The following is a 16,114-nucleotide window of genomic DNA, read 5'->3' as shown; positions in this document are numbered from 1 at the left end:
GGGTGAACCTCAGAGTTGCAGAAGACCCCTGATCAGCAGGCGGTGCGTGGCAACGAGTTGAGGTGGGCCAGGTCGCTGCTTTACCTGCAGTGTGCAGTCGATCGTATCGTTCGCGAGTTCGAGGAGTTGCGTCCATGCCTCACGTGTCCCTACATCGGAGGGATCGTTGAAATCGGCCAGCGACATGGTTGGGATCAATCGGTCAGTCCACGCGAGGATCTGCTCCATGAGTTCGTCGCAGAGCCACTGCCGGTACTCGGGCTCCGGCAACCGGTTGCCGCGCACGGCAATCTGTTCCCCGTGGGCGAACTCCAAGCGCTCTTGTAGTCGCACCAGGTCGGCGCCATAGCCGTTGATCCGTCGCTCGACATCTTGGTCGGTGCTGTTCTGCTCCGAGCCGCACTCTGGGCAGATCTCGCGCCCTTGCTCAAGGGAGTACACCGCCGAACAGTCATCGCATGCAAAGACCCCGAACCTGAGCGTGAAGCCGGACCTGTTCGCTTCCTCTTCATAGTTCGCCAAGTCGGTTGAGCCGCAGATCGGACACGCCGACAACGTGCTGAGGTCGAAGTAAGCGCTACAGCTCTGACACCTCAGCCTTGGCTCTGCTCTGCCAACAGTCACTTCGCCCACCTCTGTCGCCCAACCACAGTTGCTTGAAGATTATTGCTGACACGGCACGGGGCGTGGGTGCTTTCGTGTCAGACACTTCTCGCGCAAGGCGTATCCCCAGTCCTCATCCTGACCGCATTTGTTGGATGTCGTCAGCAGCGGCAACGGCCATCGTAGGTGACGGCCATGCCGCAGCCGTCGCAGTAGCTGGTTCTGGTGACTTGTACTGGTGGCTGAGCTGGCTGAGGCGCCGCAGCTCGCTTCGACTTGCTTCGGATCGGCGGCATCTGGGAGCGCAAGGCAGAGACGGCCTTGCGAGTGACGCCGACGAAGCCGGCCTCCTCGATGGCGTCCATCCACTGGCGGTTGCTCGCTCCAGGGTTGGCACGAAGCCAACGAGTCGCGAAGGCATGCCAGGGAGCCGTGTCATGGTGACGTCGGCGACCGGAGCGGGGTGCGCTGCGCCTGTCGTTGTCTGGAGTGGGCTTCGCATTTCCCTGTTGGCGTCCCTGTGCGGGGGCAGCCGCTGGCATGCCAGCACGCAGGCGTGCGATGAGTTGCCTGCTGACGTTTTCATGACCGGCGAGACGCAAGGCTCGCTGGCATTCGGCGTTCGTGCCTTGTGGAGAGGCCCGCAGCCACTTCGTGGCCGCTGCCTGCCACGGTCCGCTCCGATCGGCTGGGGGATGGGGTCGGACGTCGCCGCGTTGCCTGTCTTGCTTCTTCGGTTGCGTCCTGCTTCTGCGCTGGGGGACGATCCATTCCCGGCCAGGCACCTCGCCGGGGACGTAGGGGTCGGGGATGTCGTCATCAGGGCTGAAACCCGGGGTCAGCTCGTGCCGATGGGCGTAGTCCATGTACCAGTCGTCGATGCTGGTCACATCGCCACCTCCGTCCAGTTCTAGTGCTGACGTACATCGGTTGACATGTGCGAAGCGCTACGTGTGCTGTGACGCAGAGTGGGCGATCAGATCGGGAGCAGCCCCGTGCGCTGTGTTCAGCGCTTGCGGTGGCGGTGTCTGTGGACCTTTGGGTGGCGGCGTTGTGAGGCGGTGAACAGGGCCTCGGCGGCGATCGGGGTATTGGGCGTGCGAGGGGTGGCGGAGCGGCGGAGCTGGGGCCGTGGGCTGGTTGCGGATGGACGGTCGGAGGTGTGCAGGCGGGAGTGGCTGAGATCGGAGGCGCGGATCTCCGCCAGTAGCGAGCCACGAAGCTCGTGCAGTTCGTGAAGGAGGGCGTCGATCGAGTCCACGGCGATGTTCGCGGCCTGGCGGACGCCGGGTTGAGCCTTGGTGTCGTCGCGGCCCTCCCAGACGAGCAGCGCGTCGGTCAGCCGGTACAGGTGGGCGGTCAGGGAGTCGGTACTCACTGGGCCACCGCCAGGGCGTGGGGGTGGCAGCGTGGGCACTTCACGGAGCGGCCCTGGGCGTTGGTGGTCTGCCGGGCGGAGATGGGTTCGCCGGGGCGTGCGTCGCATTGGCCGCATGGGTCGTCCTCGCGCGCGTGCTCGCGCGCGGGGTGGTTCTCAGGACGGTTAAAGGACGTTTCGGGTGCAAGCTCTGCACCCCGTGGGCGCGCTGTTTGCACCCCGTGGGGCTGAGTTTGCACCCCGTGGACGTCAGCGGGGTGCAGAGTCTGCACCCCGTGACGGATCGCGAGGTCCCAGCCCTTGGGGCGCCGGTCGCCGCGCTTGATGTGGGCGGCGACGATGGCAGGGTCGGAGGGCCGGATGAGGTTCAGTTCCTCCAGTGTGCGCAAGGCGTACTGGACGGAGCGTTCGGACAGGCGGGTGTAGCGGGCCAGCCGGGATACGGCGGGGAAGGCGTTGCGGCCGTCGGGGTCGGCGTGGTTGGCGAGGCCGACGAGCACGATGGCGAGTGAGGAGGCGTCGCGCCGGTCGCGGGGGATGGGCGCGTGGTTGAGCGCCCAGGAGATGGCTTCGATGCTCACGCGGCACCGCCTGTGGGGGTGAAGCCGTGCGGGGCGCGTCCCAGTGCGCGGTTGACGATGGCAGCATGGGGAGCCAAGGCGGACCTCCGATCCGTCCAGGCCCCGTCACGGTGTTCGCAGCACCGAGCGGGGCCGTCCTTCGTGGACGACCGAACTCCGCTCAGAGGCTGCGGAACTCGCCTGATAACCAGGCGCACACCGTTGATCGACTACCTGCGTCTTCGCAGGTCAGCACAGTGCTGAAGGGGTGGTTATCCCCAAGATGGCAGGCGAACCCAAGCGGGTACAACCGAGCCGTGCCAAGGGTTCTGGCGGCTGAGGCATGGTGTTCGCCGGACAACCTCGGTCCATGGCGGGACCGTGAGTCCATTTAGGAGGGTCGTGCAGGGCACCTCGGGGACCGCGAATTCTCGGGTCCCCTCCTCTGGCCTGATCCACGAGTGGACCGACCAGAGGAGGGGACACCCGCCGCACGCGTTGGGGCGGAGCCGAACTGTCAGTTCTTGTCGCAGAGCGCGGTGGCCAGGGCAACGCCCGGCTCGGCCGGACCTGGGCCCCCGGAACCGCCTGAGCCGACGATCGAGTCCAAGGTGTTGACCACGACGAAGGCGGAGCGGCCGTCGGTGGTGGCCGCGGAGTACGCCACGTAGCCGGGCCACCTGCCGTAGTGGCCCCAGGCCGAACCGCCACAGGGGAGTGGGAACCGGTCCACACCGAGCCCGTAGTCGGGGAAGCTGGCGCCGGGCACGCCGTTGGGCTTGAGCATCTCGGCCAGCTGCGCCGCGGGGACCACTCGGCCGGTGAGGAGAGCCTGGTAGAACCGGCTGGTGTCCGCACCGCTGGAGACCATGCCGCCACCGGACAGGCCCATGCTCGGCTCGATGAAGTCCGTGAGGTCGACGAAGAAGTGCATGCCGAGCACGGTCTTGCGGATGTACCCGCGCACGTGACCCGGGGGCATCACCTTGTCGCCGGGCGTGGGCAGGAAGGTGTTGGTCAGGCCGAGCGGGGTGATGATCCGGGAGCGCAGTTCCTGGTCGTAGGGGTTGCCGGTGACCTTCTCGATGATCATGCCGGCGAGGATGTAGTTGGTGTCGGAGTAGCGCTGTCCCTTGCCCGGCGCGAACATCGGCGGTTGGGCCAGGCCCCAGGACGCCACCTCGGCCAGCGTGTGGGTCCGCAACTGGTTGGCCGGGTTCAGCAGGACGTCCAGCGACAGGTAGTCGGCGATGCCGCTGGTGTGGTTGAGCAACTGGCGGACCGAGATCTTGGTGCCGTCGTAGCCGTTGCCCTTGACCACCCCGGGCAGGTAGGTCTCGACCGGGGCGTCGAGGTCGACCTGGTTCGCGGCGACCAGTTGCAGCACGATGGCCGAGGTGAACGTCTTGGTCAGACTGCCGATGCGGGCCTTGTGGTCGGGGCCGAACGGCAGGTTCTGGTTCACCGCCCTGGTGCCACTGGACAGGCTCCACATGCTGTCGCCCTCGCGGACGACGACGCCTGCCCCGGGGCTGTCGTCCTGGGTCCTGAGCGTGTCGATGGCGGCCTGCGTAGCGGCGTGTGGCGCGGTGGCCGCGGAAGCCGAAGGTGCCAGCAGCACGCTCGCCGAGATGACGGCGGCACTCGCGGTCGCAAGCACCTGTCTGGTCAGTCTGGACTTCGTGCGCAACTTGTCCTCCCCTGGTGTTGTCACTGCTCAGCGCTGGAACGCACCGAGGCCGTGCGGCACGCCGAGGCCGGTCGGACCGTCCCACCCCGGGCCGGACACGCACAGCGCGACCGGGGCGTCCTTGCAGCCCGCGGCGCCCGTCTGCGTGTTGGAACCGCTGGTGACGTCCTCGATCGCGCCGGCGGGCGCCTGGTAGAGGGTGTTCGGGCCGTCGACGCCCGCGGTACCGGCTCGGGCGTACAGCCCGGCGATGTAGGGCGAGGAGGCACTGGTGCCCAGGGCGATGCCCCAGCCGCCCGGCCCACCCGTGGCAGGCAGGTACGTGAGGTAGAAGGCGAGGTTGGTCGCCGCGGCGGAGATGTCCGAGGCCGCGCGGTGGCCGCCGCAGAGCGCCGAGACGGCGGAGGGCTGCCCGTTGGCGGGCGGCAGCATGGTGGCGCAGCCGCTGGACGAGGCCATGTACTTGCCGGTGACCTCCACCTTGCCCCACGCCTTCTTGTCGAAGGTCCGGCCACCGTCGGCCGAGGTCAGCTCCACGCCGCCCGCGGAGATCACCCAGGGCAGTTCCTGCGGCCAGTTCTGATCGGCCGCAGCGGTGCCGAGGAAGCCGTAGTCGCCCGAGGCCTCCACGATCGCGACACCGGGGTGGTACAGCGATTCGGCCAGCGCACCGCTGGTCAGGATGTTGGGCTGCCTGCCGTTGCCGATGAAGTAGCTGATGGAGACGGCGTTCGCGCCGAGGCGGATGGCCGTGTTCACCGCGGTGGCCTCGTTCTGTGCCGCCGCCTGCGGCAGCCCGAGTTGGCCCGCACCGAGCGCGATCAGGTCGATCGGCTGCTCCACCACCACGATCTTGCAGCGCGGGCAGGCCGCCGAGGTCATCTCGACGTCCAGCATGGTCTCCATGGTGTAGCTCTGCGCGAGTTGGTTGAGCCCCGGGAGGTTGGCGGTCGGCGCGGGCCGGGGGCCGCCGTCCTTGCCGACCACCGTCAGGCAGCCGTTCGCGGTCGTGCAGGGCGGCAGGTTGTACTGGCTGCGGTACGTGGCGAGGTCGGATTCCAGGTTCGGGTCGTCGGCCACGGTCACGATGCCCACGGTCCCCGCCTTGCCCGGGTCCTCGGGCAGGGCGAAGGCACGGGCGAGGTCATCAGGTCCGAGGCCGGCGGGCGTGGCCGTGGTCAGCGGCTTCGACGCGTCAGCGGAGGAGGCGACGACCGAGTGGTCGCAGCCGAGGTGGTACTTCGTGCCGCCGTCGGTGACCACGCACCCGTTGATCGTCTGATGGGTGCGCCGCAGCGAGCCGTCGAGAACTGATTGGCGGAGCGCGCTGACGCTGTCCTGGTCGGCTGATCGCGTTGTGCGCGCGGTGGCGACCGGCGGGATCAGCGCGGCCACCACCGACAGCCCAGCACACACCACAGCGACGCCGGCGGTGAGCCCGCGAAACGCCACAATGCACCTCCATAGCGGTTTTCTGACGATTCCGGCGCGACGGTAGCCGCGGTCCGTGAAATCCTGATGAAACAGCGGTGGCCGGTCCCGCGACGCGGTCAGCGGTCAGCGGGGCTGGAGGGCAGGGCGCTCATCGCGGCGCGGACCTGGTCGGCCTCGGCCGTGCGGTGCTGGGCCTGGTACAGCTCCAAGGCCTGCTGCCAGGCGGCGCTGGCCTGCTCGGACTGACCGAGTGCGTGGTGGGTCTGCCCCAGTTCGTCGAGGGCGTCGGCCTCGTCGTAGGCGCTGCTGAACAGGGGGAGGGCCTGCTGGTAGTGGCGCAGGGCCTCGGTGTGCTGTCCGGTGTGCAGGGCGATGTAGCCCAGGCTGGTCAGCGTGAGGGCCTCGCCGTAGCTGCTCTGGTGCTGGCGGTGCAGGTCCAGTGCGGCCTCGCAGTGGGCGCGGGCCTGCTCGTACTGGCCGAGGCGCGCCTCGTGCCAGCCCAGGTTGTTGAGCGCCTCGGCCTCCCCAACCGGGTCGCCGAGGACCTGGAACAGGCGCAGGGCGCTGGTGGCGTGCTCCAGCGCCCGCTCGCCGTTGCCCTGTTGTTCCCACGCCTTCATGAGGACTTGGTGGGTGTGCGCCTGGCCGGAGACGTCCCCGGCGCCCTCGGTCATGGTGAGGGCCTGCCGCAGGTGGTGCACGGCTTCGGCGTTGTGCCCGAGGAAGGTGTGGGCGCGGCCGAGGAGGCGGTGCGCGATGGCGTGGGCGGCCAGGTCGCCCGACTGCTGGGCGGCGGGCAGTCCGGCCTGCCACGCGGCGAGGTTGTCCTGGAGGTGGCCCCGTCGCCACAGGAAGCTCTGCAGGGCCCAGGCCAGCTGCCAGACGGCGGTGTGCCAGCCGAGGTGCACGGCCAGTTGGTGGGCGGCCAGCAGGTTGGTGTGCTCGGCGTCGAACCATGCCCACGCCGCGGCCTGGTCGGCCAGGGGGTGGTGCTCGCCGATCGGGTCCGCGGGGTGGATCGGCTGGCGGGTCGGGTTGACCAGCCGGTCAGCGGTGAACGCGGTGTGCAGGCAGAAGTCGACCAGTTGGCGCAACGCCACTTCCCGCGTCGTGCGGGAGAGGTCCCGGTTGGCGCGTTCGGTGGCGTGCAGGCGGACCAGGTCGTGCATGCGGTAGCGGCCGGGCACGTGCTGCTCGATCAGCGAGGTCAGTTCCAGCTTGCGCAACGCGCTGCCGACCCGCTCGACGGGCAGCCCGGTGAGGGCGGCGGCGGCGGTCAGGCTGATGTCCGGCCCAGGTGCGATGCCGAGCTTGGCGAACACGTCGGCCTGCTCCGGGTCCAGCGCGGCGTGGGTCCACGACAGCGCCGCCTGGACGCTGGCGGCGGAATCCCCAGCGTCCAGCGCCCCCAGCCGGGTGGCGGCATCCCGCAGTTCGGCGGCCAACACGGCCAGCGGGATGTCCGGGCGCAGGGCGGCGCGCGCGGCCACCACGGCCAGCGCCAACGGCAGCCCGGCGCAGCTGGCCAGCAGGTCTGCCGTCGCGTCCGGCTCCTCGGTCAGCCGCTGCTCGCCGAGGCGGCGGGCCAGCAGGTCGCGGGCATCGGTCTCGTCCAGCACGCCCAGCGCGATCGGCCTGGTGTTGTGCGCGGCGACCAGTCCGGCCAGCCGGTCCCTGCTGGTCACCACGACGGTGCAGGTGGGGCCGCCGGGCAGCAGCGGAGCGGCCTGGGTGGCGTCGCGGGCGTTGTCCAGCACGATCAGCATCCGCCTGTCGGCCACCAGGCTCCGGTACAGGCCGATCTGGGCGTCCACATCGGCCGGGATCGCCGCGGGCGGGACACCGAGTGCGTCCAGGAACCCCCGCACGGCCTCGGCCGGGGCCATCGGCCGACCGCTGGGGGCGAAGCCGCGCAGGTCGACGAACAACTGCCCGTCGGGGAACTCCGCCAGGTGCTGGTGCGCCCAGTTCAGGGCCAGCCAGGTCTTGCCGACCCCGCCGCCGCCGCTGATCGCCGAGATCACCACGGTCGCGCCCTCGACGGCACCGCCGTCCATGGCCACGGTGAGCGCGTCCAGTTCGCGGCGCCTGCCCACGAACACGCCTGGCGGTGCGGGCAGCTGGCGCGGCACCGGCCCGGCCGGTTCCCCGGGGTCGGCGCCGACGGCGGCGGCCAGCAGCTTGTCCCGCTCGTTCGGCGCGAGCCCGAGCGCGTCGGCCAGCAACCGCACCGTGACCACACGGGGATCGGTGCGCTCACCGGTCTCGAACCCGCGAATGGTGCGGGCGCCGACACCGGCACGTTCGGCCAACTGCTCCTGCGTCATCCCGGCCTGCCGCCGGAACTGTCGCAGCAGCACGTTGAACTGGCCGGTCACAGGGCGCCTCTCAGCCGGTATCTCTTCCAGGACCGGACTCTAGCGCGGGGACCGGCCATATATGGCCGGTCCCCGGCCTGGCACCTGGTCGGCCGCAACACCACCATCGATCCCACACTGGCCAGACCGCCAACACCGGGGGAGTTCGCTGTGGCGCTGACCACGATCAAAGACAAACCGCGCGCGCTCGCACCCCGCGACCACGAGGTGCTGCGTGCCCTCGGTCGAGGCCTGACCAACACCGAGATCGCCGCCGCCCTGGCCATGCCCACCACCACGGTGGCCCGCCACGTCGGGCGGATCCTGAGCACCCTCGGACTGCGCGACCGCGCCGCCGCCATCGTCTACGCCTTCGACCACGGCATCGTCACCCCCGGCCGTCCGCTGAAAGCGGCCGTCCGCGAACCCGCTCCCCGGCTCCGGATCTCCGTGCTCGGCCCGCTGCGGGCCTGGCGCGGGCGGCAGCCGCTCGACCTCGGGCCGGTCCGCCAGCAGGCCCTGTTCGCGGCGCTGGTGCTGCGCCCGGACGTGACCGTCAGCCAGCGCGAACTGCTCGACGGGGTCTGGGGACCGGAGCCCCCGGCCGGGAACGTGGTGCCGGTCTACGTGTACCGGCTGCGCAAGTGCCTGCATCCCGGCGGCCACCGACCGGACCCGGTCATCAGCCGGGACAAGTGGGGCTACCGACTGCCCAGCGGCGGCATGTCGGTGGATTCGGCGCGGATGGAGGAGATCGCCGCCGAGGCGGGGGCGGCCGAGCGGGCCGGTGACCTGGTCGAGGCGGTGCGCGGTTGCACCCGCGCGCTGGGGTTGTTCCAGGGCGAGCCGCTGGCGGGGCTGTCGGGACCGTTCGCGGAAGTGGAACGGCTCCGGCTCACCGAACGCCGGATGGCCTTGGCGCAGCAGAAGGCGCAGGGGCAGTTGCGGCTGGGCAGGCACAGCCAGGCGATCGACGAACTGCTGTCCCTGACCTCGGAACACCCGCACTGCGAACCGGTGGCCGCACTGCTGATGCGGGCACTGCACGGCAGCGGCCGCCGGGCCGACGCGCTGGCCGTGTTCACCCGCACACGCCGTCGGCTGATCGACGACCTCGACGTCGAACCCGGTGAGACCTTGCTGCGAGCGCAACGGGCGGTGCTGCGCCGATGAGCCTCGGGCACCGGTGGAACCGATCATCGCGCTAGGTTGAGCCTGCCTCGTCACCGAGCAGGAAGGCCGCCGATGGTCGGCAAGCTCTGGCTCCGGGTCGTGCTCGCGGCCGCGGTGGCGGCGGCGGTGCTGCCCGGCACCGGCACCGCCACCGCGTCACCGCGGGGGCGCACCCCGGTCGTGCTGTTCCCCGCGTTCCACCTCACCAAGCTCAAGGTGACCGTGCACGACCAGTCCGCGGCGCCGGACTGCCCGCGGTCGGGCGCTTTCGAGGACTGGTACCGCAACGACCACCCGAGTGCGGAGTTCAGCCAGGTCTGCCAGGATCGGCTGCTGACGCTGCGCTACGAGCGCGACCGCGCCAAGCCCATGGCCGCGCGGTTCTCCGAGCAGCCCGGCGTGGACGTGCGCGTCCTCGACTACGGCAGGACCTCCAGCGCGCCGTTCTACGAGCAGCTCTACCGGACCCTGGAGGGCCGGGGCTACCGGCGGGACGCCGACATCCGGGTGGCCGGTTACGACTCGCGGCTGACCCCGGACATGGGCGGCTTCCTGCGGCGCACGGTGCGCCTGGTCGAGGACACCTACCGGGACAACGGCAACCGCCCGGTGCGCCTGGTGGGCCACTCCAACGGCCCGATCTACGCCCAGTACCTGCTCACGCACACCTCGCGCGCCTGGCGGGACAAGTACGTGCAGGGCTTCACCCCGCTCGCGGGCAACCTCCCCGGGCAGGGCCTGCTCTACTCGGTGCTGTTCACCGGCCTGAACGTGCGGGACTTCGGCTACCCCGCGGACCGGGCGAACGCCGCGAGCAGCGCCGCCATGTACCTGACCGCGCCCTCGACCTACCTCAGCGCGGCCGATCCCGCGGTCTTCGGCGACCGGGAGGTCGTCGTGCACGACGACTCCACCGGCCGCGACTACACCCCTCGGGACTACCCGAGGTTGTTCGCCGACGCGGAACTGCCGGTGGCACAGGAGATCGCCGAGCACTACATCGGCTTCGTCAGGTTCGCCCAGCCGCGGTGGTTCCCGGATGTCGACGTGCACGCCGAGAAGGGCTCCGGCCTGCCGACCGTGGTGGGCGCGCGGCTGCCCGACCTGACCCCGGGCCAGGTGGCCGACCCCGGCCAGTTCCTGAACCGGGACGGGGACGGCAACCAGGAGGACATCACCAACGAGGCGGTCACCGCGTGGCAGGCCATGCGCGGCCACAGCTTCACGATCAGCGACAACCCCGGCGTGGACCACTTCTCCTTGCCGGGCAACCAGAACGTGCTCAACCGCCTGCTGGACGACCTCGCCCGGCCTGGCCGCGTGACTGCTCCGCCAGCCGCTGCCTGATCGCGGTCAGGGCCGTCAACCCGGCGCGCAGCCCGGCGAGCTCGCCCGGTGAGATCATCCGGGCGAGTTCGGCGTCCACGCCCAGCACCCCGGCGCGGACCTCCGCCGCCGCGGCACGTCCGCGTTCGGTCACGGCGATGTGCACCCGCCTGCGGTCCTCGGGGTGGTCCTCGCGGGTGAGGTAACCGCGCTGCACCAAGGCGTCCACGAGTTGGCTGGCGGCCTGCTTGCTGATGCCGAGCTCCCGCACCAGCTGACCGGCCGAGCCGCCGTGGTCGACCATGCCGCCGAGCACGTACGCCCCGTTGTGCGGCACGTCCTCGAACCCGGCGTCGGCCAGCCGCGCGCGGATGGCATGGCCGTAGCTGCCCCTGGCGGCGCGCAGCAGTGCCGGGATGACGACCTCGTCCTCAGCTGGTGGCATGGGTCCATGCTGCGCGCCCACCCCTGGGTGGTCAAGCGACTTGACTGTCAATTGGCCGAGGGAGCGCCTCGACTGTCCTATGTGGACCATCCGGTGCCGATCGGCTACCGTCGGGCGGTCGCCACACCTCGAGGAGCGAGCCGCGTTGTCCACTGATCCCGCACCCGGTTGGGCCGCCAGGGCCTGGGGTCTGCAAGCCCTGTGCTACCTGCTGGCGTTCGGCCTGCCCTCGGTGGCCGCGATCTGCCTGCTGGTGGGCGTTCAGCCCGCGCCTTCGGGTCTGTACGGGGTGGTGCTGCTCGCCGGGTTCGCGCTCGCCCCGCTCGGGCTGTACGCGGCGCACCGCTGGCTCGGGCTGTCGGCGGACTCGCTCGGGCTGCGCGGCGGCCACCTGTTCCCGCTCGGCGCGTTGGGCGCCACGGGGTTGAGCTACCTGATGATGTGGCTCGGTTTCCAGGTGCTGCACCTGTTCCCGCAGTGGGCGGAACAATCCGAGTCGCAGCCGTTGTGGGACCTGGCGGCGAGTCTGCACGGCGGCATCGTCGAGGAGTTGCTGTTGCTGGCGCTGCCGGTGGCGATCAGCGCGCGGCTGGGCTGGCCGCTGTGGGCCCAACTGCTGCTCGTGTTCGCCCTGCGGGTGCCGTTCCACCTCTACTACGGGCCCGCCGCGCTGCTGCTGTGTCTGGTGTGGATGACCGGAGTGCTGTTCGTGTACCGCAAGATCTGGCTGGTGTGGCCGGCGGTGGTGGCGCACCTGGTGTTCAACCTGGCGCACTACCCGGCGATCCCGCCGATGCTGCGGCTGACCGCGAGCGTCGCCTTGTTGCTGCTGGGTCTGGGCGCTGCCGGGTTGTTGCTGGCGCGTCGCACGCCCGTGACCTGACTGCAGCGTCTGTGTGACCGCTCTCGGCGCACGGCCCGAGTCCGTTTACCATGGGGGACAGGGCGATGTGCCGCGCGACCGGAAGCACGAGGAGGGCGCCATGACGATCCCGTACGTTGCCCGCTTCGTGGGCGGTCCGCTGGACGGCCGTGAGGAGATCTGGAGCACCCCGATCACCGAGCCCAAGCAGACGATCACCCACGTGCACCTGCACGACGGGCCGAAGATCGAGCACCACTACGACCTGCACCACGCCGACAAGTTCGGCTGGGAGTACCGGCTGCGCGAATCCTGAGCCAGGCTGTTCGTGTTTCGAACACCTGTGCTAACGTGTCGCCCGCCCGTCAGGGCTTGTTGGTGGGAGCGTGCTGCTAGTTTGCCGGGCGACACGGTCTGGGGACGCGTGCGTGTGCTCCACCCCGGCGAGGCGCGCGGCACGCATCGAGGAGAATGAGATGGCGCTACCAGGCTCGCTGTCCGAGGAGGACGTCGAGCACCTTCGCGACGAGTTGGTCAGGGGCCGTGAGGCCACCGTCTGGTTCACCGCCGACGCCGTCGGTGTTCAGGTCGGCCGCTCGGCAAAGGTCGTGGGGCTGTCGGACCCGGCTGAGGTGGACTTCATCCAGGTCCGCCCCAGCGGCTCGCAGGACGAACTGGCCTTCTCCCCGGGCGAACTGACGCTGCTCAGACCTGGTCGCAACACCCGTTCGCCAGCAGACGTACCACAAGCGGTATCCCGTCCCTCCATGGAGCAGAACATGTCGGAGATCGAGAACACCACCACCGAGGCCACCGAGGTCACCGAGTCGACCTCGGCCCCGGCTGAGGAGGCCCCGGCTGGCGAGGCCACGCCGGAGGGCACGCCCGCTCCCGCGGCGAAGAAGCCCCGTCCGGCCGCCAGCACTGCCAAGAAGACGCGCGTGGCCGATGTGGTGATCACCATCAGCGGCAGCATCGACGGCGACTGGACCGTGGACGTGGTGGCGGCCAAGAAGAAGGCCCTGCGCGCCGTCCAGGTGACCCCGGCCGTGGTCGGCGCGGCGGCCAAGGCGCTGCACCCCGAGGTGCACGAGTCCATCGAGGCCGTGCTCGAGCAGGCCCGCGAGCAGCAGACCGCCAAGGTGGAGCAGCTGCGCGCCGAGCTGGAGGCCGCGCAGAAGGCCCTGGAGGACCTGGCCGGCTGAGTCCAGACCTCAGCGGAAGGGGCACCCGTTCGGGTGCCCCTTTTTGCTCCATGTGGTGACTTATGGCGATGTGTTTCCGTGTTAGCTCGGGCGATCGGGTGATGATCTAGTTCGAAGTCATCGCTCGCGTAGCGGTGTCCGCGCCAAGTCCGTGGAAATACGGTTCTTCCTGGTAGTTTCCGCTGCTATTTCCGGGGAGGTCCACATGGACAAGACGCCTGAGCTCGGTGGCTGCAGCTGCTGCGGCAGCTGCACTGGACCCGGCTGTGGCTGCTGCTCCAGTTGCAGCTGACGCGGTGAACAACTGACGCTCACGGCGGGCAGGCAGTACCGTCCGCCGGGACCAGGGCGTTGGTGAGGAACTGTTGTGCAGCGGCGGTGGCACACGGGGACTGCGCGAGTGCCCCGTGGCCACCGCCCTGCCAGCTCACGAGCACCCCGCTGGCCAGTTGCCGGGCGGTGCGCGCGGTGCCCTCCTCGGGGGTCACCGGGTCGCTCGCGGTGCTCAGCACCAGGATCGGCGGAGCCCCGTGCCCGCTCGGCGCGGCCAACGGCTTCGCGGGCACCGGCCAGGAACTGCACAGCAGCAGCCGCTGCGCGAACAGCCCGCCGAACAGCGGCATCTTGCCGCTCCAGTCCTTGACCATGCCGCTGATCTGCTCCGGCGGCAGCCTGGTCTGCGTGTCGTTGCACTGGGTCAGCTGCGCGTCCAGCCGCGCCGGGTTGCCGTTGACCACACCCAGCAGCGGGGCCGTGTACCTGCCCAGCGCGGTGCCGTCACCACCCGCCGCCTTGCTGATCGCCTCCGCGAGCGCCGGCCAGCCCGACCGGTCCGCCAGACCCGTCAGCACGCCCTGCAGCACGCCGCCCGCGGTCAGCTGTGCGCCGTTCGGGTTCACCAGCGGCTTGGCCCGCACCTGCTCCAGCAGTCCCGTCAGCGCCTGGCGCGGGTCCCCGCCCAGCGGGCAGGCCCGCGCCTTGCAGTCGGCCGCGAACGCCGTGTAAGCCGCCTCCGCGCCCACCGCCCCGGCCTGCGCCGCCCCCGCCGGGTCCAGGGTCGGGTCCGGCGAGCCGTCCAGCACCAGCCTGCCCACCCGGTCGGCGTAGCGGTCCGCGTAGACCGTCAGCACCCGCGAGCCGTCCCCGTGCCCGATCGCGTTCAGCTTCGGCACGCCCAGTTGCTTGCGCAGCTCGTCCACGTCCGCCGCGGTGCGCCAGCTGTCCAGCGCCGCGAGCCGGTCGTCCATGTCCAGCACGCACTCCTGGCTGGCCTTGTGTGCCGCGTCCAGCAGCCCGTCCAGCTGGCTGCTCGCCGGGTCGAACCCGACGATGCGGGCCCGCACCTGGTCCGGCACGCACTGCGCCGGGTCCGAGGTACCCGTGCCCCTGCGGTCCATGCCCACCAGGAAGAAGGTCTTCAACAGCTCCGGCGGCAGCTTGCTCGCCAGCTTCGCCGCGTAGACCGTGCCCGGCTCACCGGCCACGTCGTTCAGCACGACCAGCGGGATGTCCCCGGTGCCCGCGCGCAGCACCGACAGGGCCACGTCGCCCACACCCGGGCTGTTCGGCGCGTCCAGCTCGTTGATGATCCGCCCGCAGCGCACGGCCAGCGCCGTGTTGGCGGCCAGCTCGCCCAGCCTGGCCCGCGCCCCGCCGCCGCACTCCGACCAGGAGACCGTCGACCCCGAGGGCTTGTCCAGCGGAGGCAGCGACCCGGTCGCCTGCTCGCCGGGCTTGGCCTGCGGGGAGCCGTCGTTCACCGCGATGACCGGTCGCACCGACGGGCCCACCGCACAGGCGGCGGCCGTCAGCAGGACGGGCAGGAGCAAGCCGATCGCCCGGCCCCGGAACGCTTGGCGCGGCACGACTGCCCCTCGCTTTCACACGGGTGGAACGCCCACCTTGTCACGCCACCGGTGAGGTTGGTGTCATCTGCCCCGGCGAGGTGCGCCGCGAAGGTGGCTTTCGCCGCGCTCAGTGCGGCGAAAGCCACCTTCACGGCGTGGTTGGCCGGGGGCGGTGAGCCCGCGCGGGCGCGGTGGCCGGGTCATGAAGGTGCCGTTTGGGGCGTTGGGCGTCGTGAACGGCACCTTCGTGACATGGCGGCCGCGCCCAGAGTGTGGGCGTGGTTCGGGATTGTCAGGGGTGCTCCCTAATGTCTGGGTCATGGTGATGGCACAGGCTGAGGGGACACCGGGGCGATGGCTGCCCCGGTGGGCGGCGTTGCCGCAGTTGGCGGGGCAGGCGATGGGCTCGATCCCGCCGACGGGGCTGCTGCTGGGCGGCATGGTCAGCGTCCAGTTCGGCGCCGCGGTGGCGAAGGACCTGTTCCCCCTGGTCGGCGCCGCGGGCACGGCGGGGGTGCGCCTGGTGTTCGCGGCGGTCTTCCTGCTGGTGCTGTGGCGGCCCACGCTGAAGCTGGGGCGCAAGGCGCTGCCGGTGGTGCTGGGCTACGGCGCGGTACTGGGCCTGATGAACCTGATGTTCTACGAGGCCCTGGCGCGCTTACCCCTGGGCATCGCGGTGACGATCGAGTTCCTGGGCCCGCTCGCGGTGGCACTGGCGGGGTCCAGGCGCTGGCTGGACGTGCTGTGGGCGCTGCTGGCCGGGGCCGGGGTCGCGCTGCTGACCAGGGCGGACGGCGGGATCTCGTTCGTGGGCCTGCTGTTCGTGCTGGGGGCGGCCACCTGCTGGGCGCTCTACATCCTGATCGGCGCCAAGCTGGGCGAGGTCACCAGCGGGGGTTCGGGGCTGGCGCTGAGCATGACCGTCGGCGCGCTGATCGTGGCCCCGTTCAGCGTGGCCGAGGCGGGTGGCGCGCTGCTCAGCCCGCTGGCGCTGCTGGCCGGGGCCGGGGTCGCGGTGCTGTCCTCGGTGATCCCGTACAGCCTGGAGCTGGAGGCGCTGCGCAAGATCCCGCCCCGGCTGTTCGGGGTGCTGATGAGCGTGGAGCCCGCGCTGGGGGCCCTCGCCGGGGTGCTGCTGCTCGGCGAGCACCTCGGCGGCTGGCAGTGGGCGGCGATCGTCTGCGTGGTCGCGGCCTCGGCGGGCGCGACCTGGACGGCGCGGAGGAGGTGATCG

14 protein-coding genes are annotated in these 16,114 nt (G+C 70.7%); 6 read left to right on the top strand and 8 right to left on the bottom strand.

The window, feature by feature from the left end:
- Positions 1 to 9: 9 nt before the first annotated feature.
- The 6 genes from KALB_RS33310 to KALB_RS33285 all read right to left on the bottom strand — a co-directional run bounded on the left by KALB_RS33310 (position 10) and on the right by KALB_RS33285 (position 8,043).
- A complete protein-coding gene (locus KALB_RS33310) occupies positions 10 to 441 on the bottom strand; it encodes a hypothetical protein (RefSeq protein ID WP_148309752.1) in 432 nt (143 codons plus the stop codon).
- 1,168 nt (positions 442 to 1,609) lie between these two features.
- Positions 1,610 to 1,981, bottom strand: a complete 372-nt coding sequence (locus KALB_RS33305; protein WP_025360006.1) for a hypothetical protein — start codon at positions 1,979 to 1,981, stop codon at positions 1,610 to 1,612.
- Complete coding sequence (locus tag KALB_RS33300) at positions 1,978 to 2,562, bottom strand: helix-turn-helix domain-containing protein (RefSeq protein ID WP_025360005.1); 585 nt, start codon at positions 2,560 to 2,562, stop codon at positions 1,978 to 1,980. Before KALB_RS33300 ends, KALB_RS33305 begins: the two co-directional genes overlap by 4 nt.
- Before the next feature lie 496 nt (positions 2,563 to 3,058).
- Positions 3,059 to 4,201 (bottom strand): serine hydrolase domain-containing protein, encoded by a 1,143-nt coding sequence (locus tag KALB_RS33295; RefSeq protein ID WP_025360004.1) that lies wholly within the window; start codon positions 4,199 to 4,201, stop codon positions 3,059 to 3,061.
- Between the two features lie 57 nt (positions 4,202 to 4,258).
- Positions 4,259 to 5,683: a S53 family peptidase gene (locus tag KALB_RS33290; RefSeq protein ID WP_025360003.1), complete on the bottom strand. Its 1,425-nt coding sequence runs from the start codon at positions 5,681 to 5,683 to the stop codon at positions 4,259 to 4,261.
- A gap of 98 nt (positions 5,684 to 5,781) precedes the next feature.
- The gene (locus KALB_RS33285; protein WP_025360002.1) at positions 5,782 to 8,043 is read right to left on the bottom strand and encodes an ATP-binding protein; all 2,262 of its coding nucleotides are present in this window, start codon (positions 8,041 to 8,043) and stop codon (positions 5,782 to 5,784) included.
- A gap of 150 nt (positions 8,044 to 8,193) precedes the next feature.
- Here KALB_RS33285 and KALB_RS33280 point away from each other — a divergent pair, with 150 nt between their 5' ends.
- On the top strand, positions 8,194 to 9,195 hold the full coding sequence (locus KALB_RS33280; RefSeq protein ID WP_042221051.1) for an AfsR/SARP family transcriptional regulator: 1,002 nt from the start codon (positions 8,194 to 8,196) through the stop codon (positions 9,193 to 9,195).
- A gap of 72 nt (positions 9,196 to 9,267) precedes the next feature.
- Complete coding sequence (locus KALB_RS33275; protein WP_030108748.1) at positions 9,268 to 10,542, top strand: lipase/acyltransferase domain-containing protein; 1,275 nt, start codon at positions 9,268 to 9,270, stop codon at positions 10,540 to 10,542.
- On the opposite strand, the gene KALB_RS44500 is transcribed toward KALB_RS33275, so the two are convergent.
- Positions 10,478 to 10,966: a MarR family winged helix-turn-helix transcriptional regulator gene (locus KALB_RS44500; RefSeq protein WP_025360001.1), complete on the bottom strand. Its 489-nt coding sequence runs from the start codon at positions 10,964 to 10,966 to the stop codon at positions 10,478 to 10,480. The two genes, KALB_RS33275 and KALB_RS44500, sit on opposite strands and share 65 nt — an antisense overlap.
- 145 nt (positions 10,967 to 11,111) lie before the next feature.
- Between KALB_RS44500 and KALB_RS33265 the strand changes: the two genes are divergently transcribed.
- The 3 genes from KALB_RS33265 (at position 11,112) to KALB_RS33255 (ending at position 13,033) form a co-directional block, all read left to right on the top strand.
- Positions 11,112 to 11,849, top strand: coding sequence for a hypothetical protein (locus KALB_RS33265; protein ID WP_025360000.1), 738 nt, complete (start codon positions 11,112 to 11,114; stop codon positions 11,847 to 11,849).
- 100 nt (positions 11,850 to 11,949) lie between these two features.
- Positions 11,950 to 12,144 carry a DUF8847 domain-containing protein gene (locus KALB_RS33260; RefSeq protein ID WP_025359999.1) on the top strand — a complete coding sequence of 65 codons (195 nt, stop codon included), beginning with the start codon at positions 11,950 to 11,952 and terminating at the stop codon, positions 12,142 to 12,144.
- 160 nt (positions 12,145 to 12,304) lie between these two features.
- A complete protein-coding gene (locus tag KALB_RS33255) occupies positions 12,305 to 13,033 on the top strand; it encodes a DUF6319 family protein (protein WP_025359998.1) in 729 nt (242 codons plus the stop codon).
- Positions 13,034 to 13,344: 311 nt separating this feature from the next.
- Here the strand turns inward: KALB_RS33255 and KALB_RS33250 are convergent, their stop codons facing one another.
- Positions 13,345 to 14,898: an alpha/beta hydrolase gene (locus KALB_RS33250; protein ID WP_025359997.1), complete on the bottom strand. Its 1,554-nt coding sequence runs from the start codon at positions 14,896 to 14,898 to the stop codon at positions 13,345 to 13,347.
- 301 nt (positions 14,899 to 15,199) lie between these two features.
- On the opposite strand from KALB_RS33250, the gene KALB_RS33245 reads away from it, so the two are divergent.
- Positions 15,200 to 16,111, top strand: a complete 912-nt coding sequence (locus tag KALB_RS33245) for an EamA family transporter (protein ID WP_025359996.1) — start codon at positions 15,200 to 15,202, stop codon at positions 16,109 to 16,111.
- Positions 16,112 to 16,114 lie beyond the last annotated feature (3 nt).

This window comes from Kutzneria viridogrisea DSM 43870, assembly GCF_000525635.1.
GTDB classification, from domain to species: domain Bacteria; phylum Actinomycetota; class Actinomycetes; order Mycobacteriales; family Pseudonocardiaceae; genus Kutzneria; species Kutzneria viridogrisea.
The sequence above is the reverse complement of the archived record's forward strand: the minus strand, read 5'-3'. Positions and strand labels throughout refer to the sequence as shown.

Coding starts and splice junctions, on each gene's coding strand:
- KALB_RS33275 (WP_030108748.1), top strand. CDS start 9,268: ATGGTCGGCAAGCTCTGGCTCCGGGTCGTGCTCGCGGCCGCGGTGGCG.
- KALB_RS44500 (WP_025360001.1), bottom strand. CDS start 10,966: ATGCCACCAGCTGAGGACGAGGTCGTCATCCCGGCACTGCTGCGCGCC.
- KALB_RS33260 (WP_025359999.1), top strand. CDS start 11,950: ATGACGATCCCGTACGTTGCCCGCTTCGTGGGCGGTCCGCTGGACGGC.
- KALB_RS33255 (WP_025359998.1), top strand. CDS start 12,305: ATGGCGCTACCAGGCTCGCTGTCCGAGGAGGACGTCGAGCACCTTCGC.
- KALB_RS33245 (WP_025359996.1), top strand. CDS start 15,200: ATGGTGATGGCACAGGCTGAGGGGACACCGGGGCGATGGCTGCCCCGG.